Genomic DNA, 15450 nt, shown 5'->3' on the forward strand with positions numbered 1-15450 from the left:
TAGCGCGAGTGCAGCGCATGGCCCGGATGACGGAAGTCTTGGAGATGCTCATCCGAACGCGGTGGGCGCGTCGGCGGGGTATACAACATCGCTTCGCCCGCTTGGCGCTGTTCGTGTTGATGCGACCGGGGGTCTTGGCTGTAGTGCTGTTCGTGTTCGCGTTGCTGCGCATCCATGGCTTGGCGGTGCAACTGCGCGTGGTGCTGCGCTAGCTGGTGTTGCTGTTCGCGCGCTGCCTGCGCTTGCTGTTCGTGCTGCTGCAATTGCGCGATCCGCGCCTGCTCCTGCATGTCCACGCTGGCTGGTTTTTCATGGGCCGGGGCGCTGTGAGCGGATGGCTGTTGTGTCTGCCGGTGGGCTTGCGCCAGTTGCGCTGCCTGTTGCTGCGCCTGCCGTATGTGTTCCTGGCGCTGCTGGACGGCATGGTCTTCCTGCAGGGCCGTGTGCCTGTCCGTGGCCGGGAGCGGTGTGGACGCGGATGAGGATGAGGATGAAGACGTGTCCGCGTTCGTCGATGCTGGATGGATCGACGCTGCTGGCGCACTGTGTTGGAACCACTGCCCAGGATGCGTCAGCGTGTCGTAAGCCTGCCCGGCGCTGTGTTCGACTGCAACTATGCCGCGCGAGACGGTTTGCTTGGCCGCATCGTATGTTTGCCCAACGGCGTGCGCGGCGGCCTGCGCGTCGTGATAGGTGTCGACCACACGGTTCACGACGTTAGCTCCTGCCGCCTGGACGTCAGGATCATGGATGGCCCGCTGCGCCGCCTCGGCAAGATGGTGCGCACTCTGTTCGAAAGTGTTTTTGGCTGACTCGAATTGATCGCCGACGAAGTGGCCCGCAGCCGCTGCGACCCGCCCGTGCAGGTGCGCCGCTGCGCTCGCCGCCTCACCGGCCAGCGGCGCCATAGGGCTCAAGGGAAAGGCAGCCACACCAGCACGCTGCATCGCCGAGGCCATGCGCTCGTCCATGTCGTGTACCGCATGGCCCACCAAGCGTGCGGCATCCCCTGCATAGTGCAGGCCGTGTGCTGTCCCCTGCAAGGGCGCGTTATGTTCGATGGCATCGCGCAGCGACGAGTCCACGTTCAACGCCATGTATTCGTTCACCTGCCGCTGGATGTCCGCTGGCAGATGGGTCTGGCCAGGGTGCGCGCGCATCTGGCGTAGCGCCTGGGACAATTCGGCACGTTCGTGAGACACATCCCAGGTGAAATGCTCGAAGGCACTCTGATGGTCCGCGTAGCGCTGCGACGCTTCGCTGAAATGCTGCGGTGCCAGGACGTTGTCTGGGCTCTTGCTGCCGAAGTACTGGACGCCACCGTGATCGCCCAGTCGCATTGCCAGCAGCACATTCGGTGGTGGTGCGCCGACGGGCGCCTCCAGATAACGGCCAGTGCGCAGGTTCTGCACATCCTCATGACTGGCCAGCGACACCATGCTGCCGACATGAGGACTCGCCGCGCTCACCACATCGCCGGCCATGCGGTAATTGGTGACGTGGCAGCCGGGCTGCGGCGCGCCATCGGTCAGCCCCCTTGCGCCGTAGGCGTTGTAGGTGGAGCCGGCCAGGCCGTATTTGGCAGCCTCGATCTGCGCCAGTGCGCCGCCGAGCGAATGACCGGCGACGGTCACATGGTCTTTGGGGATGCCCTGCTTGGCAGCCTTGGCGAGCATCTGCGCCGTGAATGCATCGGCGGCGGCTTTTTGTGGATTGACGGCATCGCGCACCATCGTGGCATCGACGGCGATGTCCTGGAGAGTGGTGAGGGCATGGCTCGCTTGTTCCGCCTTGGTCTCACCGGAAAATAAAGCGGGATCAGTGCCGCGGTAGGCGATGATGATGTTATACGGCTTCGCGAGACTTTTATAAGCGGTGGCATGAAAGCCGGTAATCGAATCACTTGCGTAACCGAAAACATTGTAATCCTGACCGCCCAGATGTATGCGCTTAGGCTTGTCGACCTCGCTTTGCGAACGACTTTTGTATGATTCATTGGCAGCATCGGCGCGAGCCTGATCAACTGGATTCATGGCATGGCTTCCTTGACAGCAATGGTCACAGGGAAATAAGCATCGGGGTGTTGAAGCACTTCATCATCTGCAGGATCTAGGTCTGGTGCTCCATAGGGAACGAAAGAAAGATCGCCGTACACGCTCTTCTTGAAATAGCGTCTCTCCGTACTGCCGCGTAGGAGTTCGTCCAACATGCCGACCCAATTGAACCTTACCCCTTGCCTCATCGCGCTTACACCCGCGTTCATTGCATCCCAGTGGCAGACCCCGAGCTTATAGTAGTCCTCATCCTGAAAGGCATCACGGTAGAAATACCCCTTCCACGTGTGGTCGTCTACACGGATCATGGAAATATCGACCCTGGTATCAGGCACGTCCTGCTCCCCAACAAACGGCTTCATAGGCACGCATTTCGTATTGATGATGTCGTAGTAAATGTAGCCCTCAATTGAATCCCACGGCCCCGGTGCATGGGATGTGGCGATGACTTCGTAGCGCTTGACAGGATGCGGATTCTTCGCGGGATTGTGGGGATCGCTGTGTGCCATGGAACATCCTGTCGTCAGGGTGATAAAAAGTGGGAATGCCGTCAGGGCGGATCGTGCTTTCATGCGGTCAGTCCAGATCGGTCGCCCAGGTGCGTGGCCGGCACGGCGATCAGGACAATCGTGGGTGCTGCACGGGACGGCGTGGCAAAAGGAGGTCGCACAGCCATGGTTTCACCTTTGGGAAGGGAAAGAAACAGCCTACTACCCAGTGCGTGATCGCGATAGCGCGGTGCCGGCTTGGCGCTGCTCAGACGCCACGCGGGATGAGCGGCCATCATGGGGCCGCGTCCGGCATGCCCAGCATCGCGTAGGTGGCAGCCGATGGATATCAGGGAACTGGCTGCAGTGGGGTAGGAATTTTCTTACAGTGTCGCTTCGTGCGAACACGACACTGGCAACCAGATTCTTGAGCATCCGATGTCTTGCGTTGTGATGTCTGCGCCACGTTCGATCTACCTGCATACAGGTGGCAACGTCCTGAAAAGCCTATCCGTCACCGTGGCGACGCGATGCCTGCGCGGGTTAGTTCGGGCAAGTTGATGGCGTTCATTGATCCCAGGTCTGCATGCCATCAATCGAGTTGTCCCGTTTTATTGAAGGGAGCGTACCATCGCACTGACGATGCAATGATGCCTTGGAAATCGTGCAGTTCCATCTGTTGCAAGTCGTACACGTAGCCGCCACCGTCCGGGCCGATGTTCGACTTGGCTAGCGCCAGGAACCGCTTGGCCACCTCGCCGTCTCTCGCTTGGGTTATGGCCGTCACCATGACCAGCCGGGCCAATGCACCAAAAGCCAGAGAGCCGGTAATACGTTCCACTGGCTCACGGCATGCCATGCCCTTGGTGAAGTGGGTGATGCCTAACAGCGCGCAGCCTTGATTCCTGGCAAGATCGACCAGCGGTTGCAATCCACACCGCACCTCGGCATTTTTGTGCGAGTCGCCGGCCACGGCAGAGACGATGCGATCGATGACCAACAGCACCACGTCCTTCGCTCCCTTGCTGAAAGACCGCCTTGAACCACAATCACCCTGTTTTGGTAAACAGTGGAATCACGTTCGATCCCGTGCGCAGACCATCCAGGTAGTCCGCCCATGTCTGCATCATCTTGCGGCGCTCAGCGAGATGTGCCGTGCGATTGTAGGCCCGGCCGTTCGCATCTTTCACGGCGTGGGCTAATTGATGCTCAATGTAATCGGGCCGGAAGCCCAACACTTCGTCCAGCACAGTACGCGCCAGTGCCCGGAAGCCGTGACCGGTCATCGTCTCCCCGTCAAAGCCCATGTAACGCAGCGCGGCATTGACCGCGTTCTCGCTCATCGGCCGCCCCTTTCCGCGCACACTGGGGAACACATATTGCCCTCGCCCGGTAAGCGGGTGCAGCTCGCGCAGAATCGCCACCGCCTGCACGGACAGCGGCACGATATGCGGTTGCTTCGTCTTGCTGGCAATGTAGCGCCACTCCGCAGCGCCCAAGTCGATATCGGTCCAAAGGGCTTGCCGAAGCTCGCCAGGGCGAACGAATGTCAGCGAAGCCATCTGTAGAGCGGCCTGCACGACAGGCGTTCCCTGGTAGCTGTACAGCGCGCGCAGCAACTCGGCCACCTTGCTCAGATCGTCGCGCCCTTTCTGCGGATCGTAAACCGTGGCGAAGTTCCGGCCCTCCGGCTGCGCCAACGCGCCCATCAGGTCCGCGGCCGGGTTGTAGTTGGTGGGCACGCGGCCTGTGGCTGCGGCGTACTTGAACACCTGACCGGCCAGCATCCGCGCGCGGTGCGCCGTCTCCACCGCCCCACGCGCCTCGATTTTCCGTAGCGCCGCCAGCAACTCCGGAGAAGTCACCTCGGCAATGGGACGCTCGCCGATGTACGGAGCCAAATCCTTGTCCAGCAGGCGGCGCTCCCGGACAGCGGAACCGATCGCTAACTCCTTCGCGCGCTGGGCCAGTAGCTCGGCGGCCACCGCGGCAAACGTGTTGGCTGCGTGCACCCTCGCCGCCGCTTGCTGTGCTCTGCGCTGCCCGCTGGGGTCAATCCCCTTCGCCAGCAGCTTTCGTCCCTGCCGGACCAGCTCGCGAGCCTCCGCCAGCTTCACCGCAGGGAATGCACCCAAGCCGATGGTGTTCTGTTTGCCCGTCACGGGGCGACGGTAATCCCAGCGCCAGAGCTTGGCTCCATCCGGGTTTACCAGCAGCAACAGCCCCCCCCGTCTCGCAACTTGTACGGCTTCGCCTGCGACTTGGCATTCTGAACTTGGGACGGGGACAGCGGGGCAATTCGCTTGGGCATCTTGGCGGCATCCGTTTGGCGGTACGAACCCAGTAGGGCCAACGCATACCGCCAAACCTACCGCCAAACTTGCGTGATATCCAGCGATGCTCGGGGAGCTTACAGGGCATCAGAGAAAGGGAAACTCCGAAAATACGCGACTCCCGGTAACTTCCGGGATGTTTCGGCAAGTCAATTTGGTGGTGCAGTCGCACACCCAGCTTCAACCTATTCTCCAAAAACATTGGCATGGATTCGAACTCATGAGTAAGGCTGACACGGGAGCATAACGACCCGTCGTCGCACACGACGAAGCCTAGACCAGCTACTGGCTGCAGCGAACAAAACAGGCCATCAACCCCTGACTCAAACCGACCAGACTCCACGATGATCGGTTGGATCACTTACTGAAATCTGTCCTAGTACGCGTCGCGAAGCCGTGATTTCTTTCTAGCCATTCCATTTGTGAATGGCGTTGGTGAGTACTGTCATCTGGTTAGTCCAATCCAGACGAGTCTCCATCACTTCCTTGGTCATGTGCGGTCGTGCTGAGAGGGCTAGCTCGACCTTGTCGATTGTCTTGAGCCCTAGCTTGTCCTCCAAGTAAGAATTGCCTTTCGCTGCCTTCTTGGTGCTGGGGAAGAACAACTCGTATTGATCAGGATCGACTGCGCTTGGTTTGCCAAGCGCCGCTGAAAGAACAGAGCCGGGCAAGTAGCTCTCGATTTCCCTGCCGGCCGTAATCCAAATCACCGCATCAGGTATCTCCCCGATGGCATGTTGAGCTTTCTTGACGCGCGGCTTGAGTCGAGTAAATTTGGAGCTTCGATCGCTATCGCAGATGAGAGCAACGTTGCGATTAAGTGGGATGAGATTTACAAAACCATCTCCGCCGACACCTGGCTCCGAGAGTGTGGTTCTTGCAAGCAATGAGCCCCCATAAAACGCACATGCGTAATCGCGACCTTCGAGCAGGCGTCCGCCAGAGAAGATCTCGATCCAGTGGTTGAGATAGATCGCATCTGACGGTCCCTCCACCCAGATGATGCCATTGGCCTGTAGGATGTCTGAAGCCTTAGCGCCAAGCTCTCCCACTATATGGGCTTGATCGAAAAACCTGTCGATGGTCTGGGTACTGGCACTCTTTCCATCATGAGATATCCGGACGAATTGGGCGTGCTCGGCACGACTGAAGAGATCAAGCGTAGTGCTAGAGTGCGTGGTGAAGAAGACCGAGCATTGATACTCCCGCGTAAAAGCATCAATGAACTTAAGCAGACGCCTGAGAAGCGAAGGATGCAGATTGTTCTCCAACTCCTCAAACGCAAAAACGCAATCCGCAGGGTTTATACTCTCAATTTTTGGCATCACCAGAAGATTGAGAAGAACCAGGATCACCGTCTTAAGGCCGCTGCCTGAATTAGTGAGCGAGATCAACCCCTTGCGCTCCTCCTCCAAGAAGACTTCCCATTGCCCATCGGTGGCAACTCCAGAATTTTTATCATGCTGCTGGATGAAGATCTGCAAGAACTCGCCATCAGGCCCAAATATCTTGTTGAGGGCATTTTTAAGCTCATTCTGGATGATCGGACGACTGGTTGATATCTTTCTTGCGTTGATCAAGTAATCGCGAATAATATTTGTTGCGCCTCGACCATCGGGTAAGAGATCGAGGCTTTTTTCCGCAATCTCCGGACGAATGTCGCGATCTGCCATCAAGTGGAAAAAGCGCTTGTTCGCGAAGGGACTAGAAATCTTGGAAAGCGTTAGCAGTAGCGCATGAAATACTCCTGGGCCTGGGCGATAATTAACTTTTCCGCCATAGCCATTTCCCTCATGAGGCTGCATTTTCATAATTTCTATCTGAAGACCCTTCGACCATTTTATGTAGGTATTAGCATACAGCGCACCGTTATGCACCCACTGATCACCATCCATACTCTCGTCACGGCGGCCTTCATGAAAGTAATGACGAAGCTCGTCTTCCATGATAATCCCCTCAAACAGAAAAGAGTCCGTTTCGGAGAGTCGTTGGCCGCTTGTATCGCACAAGTGACCTACAAGATTCAACAGCTGTGACTTGCCGGCATTATTCCTTCCGATGATGACCGTAATTGGCTTAAACTGGTCAAAGCCGCACCAGTCGCCCGTGAAGCAGCTGTAGCCTTTCACCTTGACGCTTGTAATTGGCATCCCTTATCTCCTCTGTTTTCCCCACGCCTAGACTGGCGCTACATCGCAGAATTCTATGGAGTGTTGCCTGTCCTATTCTAACTTTTGTCGACACATAAGTTGAAGATGATTATCTCCAAAACTGAGGACTGATACGCTCAGGACTCCGTAGACAATCAGGATCCTCGTTGCGCGTAGCGTCGTACGAACTCTACTGAACCGCCCCGGCTTTGAACTGCCCCCTAAAAGTTTGACCACATCGAGATGTCCTACAACCCAATCCGCCGTCATGGTTCCGCTGGCGGCATGCGCTACGCGCACAGCGGCAGCTAAGTGTCTACCTGCTCGAACAGCCATCACGTTTCCAGTTCGAAATGCAGACCGTTCGCGTAGAGGTACGGGAGCAGGTCGCTGCCATCACGCAACCCGAGCTTGGCCAATCCGCTGTACTTGTGTGTCGTCACCGTGCTGTAGCTGCGCCCAGTGCGCTCTCCAATCTCCGCAGCCTTCTCGCCACGGCTGAACGCGAGCAGGATCGACCTTTCGGCGTCCGTCAACGACGTCCAAGGATGCGCCTTGATGTTGTCCAGATCGATGCGGCTGTCCAGATAGCGACACCCCGAGCCAACCGCCTCGATGGCCTTGGCGAGTTCCGTCGCGGCACTCGTCTTTGCCACATACCCCAAAGCGCCGACCTGGAACACCGCATTCGCGAGAAATGCGCTTTCCTCTGCGGTGTAGACGAGCACCTGTGCTGTCGGATCTGCCGCCATTACCGCCTGTACCAGACGCACCCACTTAAGCTTGCCGGGCATCACCAGGTCAAGAACCACCAGCCGGATCTCATCGCCGGGACGATTCGCGCAGGCATCCAGCAGCAGCGCGCTCCCATGGAAGGTGACGCAGTGCGAGTCCGGCACGGCGAAAACCGTGGAAAGCAGTTGCATCACCGCGAATGTCGTCGACGGGTGATCGTCGGCGATGAAATACTTCAGGGGCCTCGCATCCGCGTGGCCCGTTCCCTTGTGGCCGGCAGGCCCACCGTTGGTCGCCCAGTCCATCACTGCATGTTCCATCGCTCAACCAACATTCCCATCCGCGCCGGCCTGCGGCAGTCTTGCTGCTGCGCACTGCACGTCCCATTTCACTTACTTTGCATAGATCGCATGTAGGAATCGAACGGCTCCATCTCCATGACCTCTCGCCTCTGATCCAGCGATGCTTTGTCCTGGATCGGATACGGTTCGACCTTTCCACCATTCTCGCTGAACTGGGAACCGTAGATCTGGTCCTTTCCTTGGTACATGCGCAGCCGATCGATCATCAGCGCGTAGTCATGGCGCACCATCTCGCCACGGAGCATCAGCGGGCGTGCCTGTGCGAGTGCGTCGCGGATCAACTCGGGGCTGTGGGAGTGCTGCACAAGGATGAAGAACTCCATGACGCCCTTGCGACCGACCATCTGCGCGTCAGGGAAGCCATGCTCCTTGAGCACCTGTGCCACAAACACCGCGTTTTTGGCGTCGTCCGCATCAGCGGCCTTCGCTTCCTCGGAGTCTGCGCCTGTTCCCGCCTGATCCCACACCTCTCTCAACTGCTGGTCTCTCGCGTACCGCTCATCCAGAGAGCGCCTAAGATCGGCATGCGTGATGGGTGGCAGTCGCTGGCACAAGGCGGTCGCACCGATCACCTGATCGTAGGGTATTCCGACAGCGATCAGGTCGTTGGCGGCACGAAGGTCCAGCGCAATCGGAGCCAGTCCCAAATTATCGCGATCCTGGTTCACGGTCATCGCGTTCAAACCCTGCGGCAATTTGAGCACTCCGTCCTTGAGTTCAGGAAACGCACCAAAAGTCTGCTTTTTGCCGCGCGAAAGCGACACGCGGTCGACCAGCGCGGCGTAACCCCTTGGATCGACGTCATCCCCCACACGCTCGTACAGCGCGTCCATGAGCATTCGCTGTAACTTCCTGTCGCCACGCAAAGCGAGGACAATGGGGCCGAGGGCATTGACCCCTTCGCATCCGACTTGGCCTTCGGTCGGTACTCCACCATCCAGCACCTTTGCCACTTCGCGCAGCTCTTCTGGCTTGAGAGGCCCACCGCTCGCCTTGGCTTGGAAGGCCAGAAGTTTGTCCCGCACATCCGGCTGAGCGATCCCTGTAGCGTGCGCGGACGCCACCAAGACGCCGAGAAACAAACAGATCCAAACCCTTGTGAGTCTACGCATCGCGGCTTCACCCTAGGTACTTATCAAGATGTTTCGTATCGACTGTTCCGAACGCGGCAAGCTGCCGGGCCAGCTGCTTGTACCGGCTGGAGTCGCAGATACGCTGCAACACCAAACTGTTGAAGTCAATGGCTCCGGGCTGCGGTTGGCCTGGCACCAGACCGATGACAAATTCGCAGAATCCAGCCAATGCCCTCATCTCAGGTAGGTAGTCTTCAATCCAGAGAAATTGCCCTTGCTGATTCACTTCGACAAAAACGAAATCGCCTGAGCGATCCACGATGAAGTCAAAACACCCCATGCTCAGTGACATCTCATCCAAAAGAGCGACACATTTATCATGGATTGCTGCGGGTAGCTTGGTTGGACTCAAGACACCCTGCAAGTTGTCAATGGCGCGCCAGTCGATAGCGCCGGCATCTGTCGATTGAGAGTCGATGCGAACCGAATACTCCCGCCCCCCAAAGAAGGTAGAGCGCACCTCGTACTCCTTTCTAACGTGGGACTGGTAGATGGCCGGGACGGCGCGAACGACGTCCATGTCGATCAGATCTCCAACGACGATCTCCGATGTGTAGTTCTCCAGCACACGGCCTTTCTCGAACCATGTCATGGACCCGAAGGTCTTGAAGACAGTCCCCTGGCCCCTTGCCTTGCAAGCCTCGATGAACTGCACGATCTCATCGGGATCATTGCTGATCAACGTAGGGGGAATCTTGAAGCCCAAGCCATAGGCGTGCTGCAGTTGCTGAATTTTGCTTTCGCCATTCAAGCGAGAGGCCGGCGAATGAATCCATCGGGCCGAGACCGACAATGGTGACCAGAAGAACCCGAAAAATGCAGCGTTGTCCGCAGCGGCAAACTTTCGGTCATCGGCATGCATCCATTCTGGCAACGCGATGCTGCCGATGCGACGCAGCCAAACCAAGTCGAAGTCCGATGGCCCATAGTTCCTACCACACACGCTCCACCTGATCTCGCGCTCTCCAAGCGCAATGCTGCCTACGCTCTCGCCAGCCAGTTTGGGTTCGCTCCAAATGACACAGTTGTGCCCACACATCTCCATCGCCGCCGCAACAGCCAGCGCATGAGAGTCATCTGCGTAAGAAACGATGAGGAGGTTGATGCCGCTTTCTTTGCTCATATCCATGTGCCAGTGCTGGGACAGGGAGGGCCCAGCGAACTGGACCCTCCGACAATCATGCTTTAGCGACGCATCAGTAATCGCAAAGCGTTTCGCCCGTGCCACCGCCACCGGTACCCGTGGTGACCTTGGTGCGGTTCTTCTTCGGGCAGTGGCCACCATCGTCGTCATCGCCACCGGAGACCTGCGAGATCTCCTCGTTGCTCAGTTCGCGCGCATGCACATAGCCCATCACCCGCTTGTTGTTGTCGTTCTGCATTTTTCTGCTCCTTATGAAAAAACACATGATTGGCAGCGAAGGCCGCGCTGCCGTCGGCATCCAGGATGGTTCACCCTGAAATTTCTGTGGGTCGGTGACTTACCGCCTCCAGCTTCAATCCGCCTTCGCCCAGGCGGTCGCTGATGACGCAGCCGCCTCGCAGGACCAGCACCCGATCCGCGCTGGCGATTGTGTCGGGCCTGTGCGCGATGATGATTTTGGTGATGTCCAAACGCGCGATCTCGTTGTTGATGCGGCGTTCGCAGTCCATGTCCAGATGACTTGTGGCCTCGTCCAGAACGAGAATCTGCGGCTTCTTGTAGAGCGCTCTCGCGAGCAGGATTCTCTGCTTCTGGCCGCCGGACAACGACGATCCCATGTCGCCCACGAACGACTCGTAGCCCATCGGCATGGCTTCGATTTCCCTGTCGATCTGGGCAAGGCGGGCTGCGGCAACGATGTCGTCGAGGTGCGCGGCCTCCTCGAAGAAAGAGATGTTATCGGCTATCGACCCCGCGAAAAGAGCGTCGTCCTGCATCACGGTCCCGATCAAACTGCGGTACGCATTCAATCCGTGATGGCGAATGTCCACGCCATTGATCTCAACCCGTCCGCTAGTCGGCTCCAGTAGCCCGAGCATCACCTTTGCCAGGGTGCTCTTACCGCAGCCGCTGGCACCGACGATGCACAGCGAAGCCCCGGCCTCGACTTCCAGCTCTACCTCGTTCAGCACCAGGGGCTCACCCTCGGCATAGCGGAAACAGACTCCCCTGATCGACAGGTTCGGCCGGACGATCCGTCCCCCACTCCGCGCTGTAGCCGTGCTCCGCTCCGGCAACGCCAGGGCAATGTCCGCGATCCGCTCACCATGGAGGCGTAGCATTCTCAGTTCGACCAGCTTGTCGACCAAGCCGCCCATCTTCGCGGAAAACTGGTCAGCGTACGCGACGAACGCTACAACCATTCCCGCGCTGAATCGCCCTTGCATCGTCAGATAGGCACCGAGCGCGATCAGCGATGCACGCAGTAGGCCGAAAAGGCATTGGTTCACCACACCGAACGACAGTGCAATGCGCTGAACCACCACGTCGCGACCCGCCATCTCCAGGGTGGCATTTGCGAGACGCGCGCTGCGGTCGGCCTGCTTGTTGGCAAGCTTGATGGCCTGTACTCCGCGGACGGACTCCATCAGTACGGTCTGCTGCTTCGCCCCATACACCAGTTGCTCCTCGGTCGTGCGCCAGAGGGTTCGGTACATCGCACAGCGAAGCAGAACGTAGACGGCGAACACTCCCAAGACGAAGCCGGTGAGCGGCAAGCTGTAAACACACAAAATCACCAGCGCGAGTATTCCCATCGCACCGTCCAGCAGCGCTTCGACAAAACTGCCCGTAAGGGTGGCCTGGATTGAGTGAATCGATGAGAACCGGGACACGACGTCGCCCATGTGGCGCTTCTCGAAATACGCCAGTGGTAACTTCATGAGGTGACTGAAGAGGTTGCTGGTCCACTGCGCGCTCAAGGACGCACCGAGCCAGCTCAGCAGCCATGCCCGCGCCAGCGTCAGACCGGCTTGGATCGCGATAACCAGCATGAAACCCAGCGTCATCACCAGGAGCAGATTGTGATCGGAACCCACGAGCACTTGGTCCAGTACCCATTGCATCTGGAATGGAAGAGTGAGGGCCAGCACCTCGATGCCCAGGGCGAGACCCAAGACCTGAGCGAGCGCACTCTTCCAGCCCGAAACGCGACCCGTAAGAAGTCGTAGCGGCACGGGCTCCTTGCGCTTCGTCGTCTCAAAGTCCTCGCCTGGGATCAGCTCCAGCAGGATGCCGGTGAAGTGTTTCCCTGCCTCCTCTATTCCCATACGCAACTTGCCGCGCGCTGGGTCGTGAATCTCCACACCCTTGGACGTCACCTTGCTCAGCACAACAAAGTGGTTGAGATTCCAATGCAGGATGCACGGAGTGACCGCATCACGCAGATACTGCATGTCTGCACGCAGCGCCCGCGTCGCCAAGCCCAGCGAATGGGCGATATGAATCACGCGGGACAGCGTCGCGCCCTTGAGCGAGGTACTGAAGCGCCGCCGCATGCCGGCAAGATCGGCGTGATGGCCGTGGTAGCCCGCAACCATCGTCAGACACGCCAGCGCGCACTCTGCGGCTTCCGTCTGCATCACCATGGGAAGACGGCTTGCTGCGCGCCAGTCCATCCAGCTCCATGGCGTGTTGCCCCATGCTTCTTCAGCCATGCTCGCGATCCTCGATCAAGCGCCGATTGAGGCTGTAAATTGGATCGAAAAGCCACTCGAACAGCCGGCGGCGGTCGAGCAAGATGTCCGCGTCAAGGGTCATGCCAGGCCGCAAGGTCTCCGGTCTTCCGTAGACCTGCACGTGCTGGCTCTCCAGACGGACCAGCACCCTGTAGCTCGCTTCCTTGATGTCCTTGCCGGTTGCCTTATTGACCTCGGACGGCGACAACGAACTGCGCGACACCTGTTGCACACGACCGAAGTATTGGCCGAACTTCTGGTAGGGATAGGCACGGTAGCGGATGACGACCTGCTCTCCTGCCCGGATGAAGCCGACGGCCTGCGTCGGTATCCAGAGCTCCGCCTGCAATGTCGATGCAGCAGGCAGCACGGCAACCATCGGCTGACCGGCCACCACGGACTGACCTGCATAGATAGGAGCACTGGTCACGATGCCGTCAACCGGAGATTTCAAAAGCCCCGCATGCTGCGCGGCGTTCTTCGCGATCAACTGGGCGACATCGGATAGCTCTCGCTCCGTCTCGTTGTTACGACCGGCGACGATGTCCGGCAACTGATCCGCCTGTGTCTGTAGCTCGCTCATTTGCTGGTGCAACTGGAATCCCTGGCGACGCAGCTCCATAAGCTGCGCCTGGTGCTCAAGCGCCTGGTCGTGCTGGGTCAATATCTGCTGTTTGCTGACGACGCCCGAGTCCTGATACTTCGACCATTGCTCGTAGAGGGCCATGGCGGCCTTCGCCCGCTGTACCTGCACTGTGATCTGGTCATCCACCTGCCGGATCTGCGCCTGAAGCAGCGCAATGCGCTGCCGGATGTCCTTACGCTGCATGCCTGCCAAACGGCCCTGGCCAGTGAGATCATCCAGCAGCCGCTGGCGCTTGAAAGACAACTGCTCGGATACCGCAACCCCGACGTCACCCTTCAATGCGCTGCTTTGCGTTTCCGACACCTCCAGCAGCGGCTGACCTGTTCTGACGCGATCACCCTCGCGCACGAAGATACGCGTGATGGAGCCTGCCGAGGGAACGGACACCGTGAGCAGCCCGTGGGTCGGCACCAACGTCCCGCTCACCGGCTCACGGCGGGTGTAATGGCCCAGGACGAGCAGCAGCGTGATCGCGAGAACCACGCACGCACTAAAGAGCACGAAAGCCCATCCAATCCGTGGAGCCCGTAAGGATATGGAACCCACCAGCTGGCTACGCCTGTTCTCATAGACCTCTTTGCGGAACAAACTAGATTTCACACCGTCGTCCTCGCGATACCTGTTAACACTCAATGCGTCAAAAGAGCTATCTGCAGACAATGATGTCAGGCTGCTACTGCCGTTCCTATTGGGAAAATTATTAGGGCAAAGAACTGCTCGGATAGCCTAGCTGCCCCCTCCGATTCCAGGGCCATTATTTAGGGGGCTGGTCAATTTGAAGTTGCCGCGGTGGGTCAGATTAAGAGTGCTGGTGACACGCAGTCATCAAGCGATGCGGTGCCGCCGTTTCAGTCGTCATCTTCATGACATTGCGTATAGAAGTCTGCCGCCGCCTCGATCAGGTAGGTGTAGCGCTTCACCATCCCCTGCCAAGCAAGCGCCTCCAATTGGTGTTCGACGTGGATATCCTCCGGCACCTCGCTAACCTCATCGATCAGCTTCGGGACTTCATGATTCCACCAACGCAGCATCATGTCCGGTCGCGGATGTGTGCGTATCAGCGACTCCACCAGCGACTGCATCGCCGCGAACTGCCGCACAGTGCNTTCTTGTGATCGAGTAGCGCATTTTCCAGGACATCCAGCCGCTGTTTGAGGTCAGCAGGCCCTCTACCGAAAAATCTCACGTGATTACGCTCCGCCCAGCGCTAGCCGAGGCACCTGCGGTGCTTTCAGCAACAGCTTCTTGAAGTAGCTGTCCTTGTAGTAAAAAATCTTGTTCGCCAGGATCGGATAGCCAATCCCCTCGATGAACACGATGGCCTTGTCCGGCGACAGTCCCTTCACCTCATCCGGATTCATCAGCGGACGCCGATCCAGCACCTCGGTATAGCTGTGGCTGTTGCCTGGGCCGTATGACTGCGTGCGCTGCCGACGGCGCACGGTGGTCTCGCCCAGCATCTTCGAATATTCCTCGGCATCCCGTTGCTCTCGCGGAGTGAACACGATCCGCACGCCGAGATTGGTGATCAAGCCGCGCGCTGTGTCGGCGCCATAGACCGACTCCAACTGCGCAATCGACTGGATCACGATCACGATGCGGATGCCATAGCCGGCCACCCAGCCCACGGCCACCGGCACGATCTCCACCCGGCCCAACGCGGTGAACTCGTCGAGCATGAACATGCACTGGTATTTCAGTTCTGGGTTGTGCTCGGGCAGTTCGCGGCCATTGAGTTTGATCGCCTGCTCGAAGAACAAATTCAATACCCCTTTGGCTTCGATCAGTTTGGCCGGGCTGACGCCGACGTAGATGGACTGGACGGTCTTGCGCAACTTGCTCAGGTCGAAATCGTTATCGCTGGTCGCCGCGTCCACAATCGGGTTGCT

At 58.5% G+C, this 15450-nt stretch carries 11 protein-coding genes and 1 pseudogene; all 12 read right to left on the bottom strand.

The annotated features are described in order from the left end of the window. On the bottom strand, window positions 1–2033 hold a 2033-nt coding region (locus tag XalbCFBP2523_RS16465), incomplete at its 3' end, for a Tle-like phospholipase domain-containing protein (RefSeq protein WP_211286568.1). Further along, entirely contained in the window at window positions 2030–2626 is a 597-nt protein-coding gene (locus tag XalbCFBP2523_RS15205; protein ID WP_230599087.1) for a hypothetical protein, read from the bottom strand. The genes XalbCFBP2523_RS15205 and XalbCFBP2523_RS16465, both read right to left, overlap by 4 nt. A 508-nt stretch (window positions 2627–3134) precedes the next feature. Beyond that, window positions 3135–3551 (bottom strand): AAA family ATPase, encoded by a 417-nt coding sequence (locus XalbCFBP2523_RS15210; protein ID WP_052687943.1) that lies wholly within the window; start codon window positions 3549–3551, stop codon window positions 3135–3137. A 40-nt stretch (window positions 3552–3591) separates the two neighbouring features. After that, window positions 3592–4853: pseudogene (locus XalbCFBP2523_RS15215) on the bottom strand (tyrosine-type recombinase/integrase). A gap of 429 nt (window positions 4854–5282) precedes the next feature. Further along, window positions 5283–7025, bottom strand: a complete 1743-nt coding sequence (locus tag XalbCFBP2523_RS15220) for an ATP-dependent nuclease (protein ID WP_080928120.1) — start codon at window positions 7023–7025, stop codon at window positions 5283–5285. Window positions 7026–7360: 335 nt separating this feature from the next. Beyond that, window positions 7361–8065 (bottom strand): response regulator, encoded by a 705-nt coding sequence (locus tag XalbCFBP2523_RS15225; RefSeq protein WP_080928207.1) that lies wholly within the window; start codon window positions 8063–8065, stop codon window positions 7361–7363. A gap of 83 nt (window positions 8066–8148) precedes the next feature. Next, window positions 8149–9204, bottom strand: coding sequence for a DUF6624 domain-containing protein (locus XalbCFBP2523_RS15230; RefSeq protein ID WP_146084110.1), 1056 nt, complete (start codon window positions 9202–9204; stop codon window positions 8149–8151). A gap of 37 nt (window positions 9205–9241) precedes the next feature. Continuing rightward, window positions 9242–10378 carry an MvdC/MvdD family ATP grasp protein gene (locus tag XalbCFBP2523_RS15235; RefSeq protein ID WP_146084111.1) on the bottom strand — a complete coding sequence of 379 codons (1137 nt, stop codon included), beginning with the start codon at window positions 10376–10378 and terminating at the stop codon, window positions 9242–9244. A gap of 73 nt (window positions 10379–10451) precedes the next feature. Continuing rightward, entirely contained in the window at window positions 10452–10637 is a 186-nt protein-coding gene (locus XalbCFBP2523_RS15240; protein ID WP_012916284.1) for a hypothetical protein, read from the bottom strand. A 70-nt stretch (window positions 10638–10707) separates the two neighbouring features. Beyond that, on the bottom strand, window positions 10708–12894 hold the full coding sequence (locus tag XalbCFBP2523_RS15245) for a peptidase domain-containing ABC transporter (RefSeq protein ID WP_230598072.1): 2187 nt from the start codon (window positions 12892–12894) through the stop codon (window positions 10708–10710). After that, window positions 12887–14044: a beta-barrel domain-containing protein gene (locus XalbCFBP2523_RS15250; protein ID WP_146084112.1), complete on the bottom strand. Its 1158-nt coding sequence runs from the start codon at window positions 14042–14044 to the stop codon at window positions 12887–12889. Before XalbCFBP2523_RS15250 ends, XalbCFBP2523_RS15245 begins: the two co-directional genes overlap by 8 nt. A 707-nt stretch (window positions 14045–14751) precedes the next feature. Further along, a partial coding sequence (locus XalbCFBP2523_RS15260; RefSeq protein ID WP_146084113.1) for a type IV secretory system conjugative DNA transfer family protein occupies window positions 14752–15450 on the bottom strand: 699 nt, incomplete at its 5' end.

Origin of the sequence: Xanthomonas albilineans (assembly GCF_002939705.1) — a bacterium.
Lineage (GTDB): Bacteria > Pseudomonadota > Gammaproteobacteria > Xanthomonadales > Xanthomonadaceae > Xanthomonas_A > Xanthomonas_A albilineans.

Excerpts from the sequence above, each read along its gene's own strand:
- XalbCFBP2523_RS15245 (WP_230598072.1), bottom strand. The coding sequence starts at position 12,894 with ATGGCTGAAGAAGCATGGGGCAACACGCCATGGAGCTGGATGGACTGG.
- XalbCFBP2523_RS15225 (WP_080928207.1), bottom strand. The coding sequence starts at position 8,065 with ATGGACTGGGCGACCAACGGTGGGCCTGCCGGCCACAAGGGAACGGGC.
- XalbCFBP2523_RS15220 (WP_080928120.1), bottom strand. The coding sequence starts at position 7,025 with ATGCCAATTACAAGCGTCAAGGTGAAAGGCTACAGCTGCTTCACGGGC.
- XalbCFBP2523_RS15240 (WP_012916284.1), bottom strand. The coding sequence starts at position 10,637 with ATGCAGAACGACAACAACAAGCGGGTGATGGGCTATGTGCATGCGCGC.
- XalbCFBP2523_RS15235 (WP_146084111.1), bottom strand. The coding sequence starts at position 10,378 with ATGAGCAAAGAAAGCGGCATCAACCTCCTCATCGTTTCTTACGCAGAT.
- XalbCFBP2523_RS15205 (WP_230599087.1), bottom strand. The coding sequence starts at position 2,626 with ATGAAAGCACGATCCGCCCTGACGGCATTCCCACTTTTTATCACCCTG.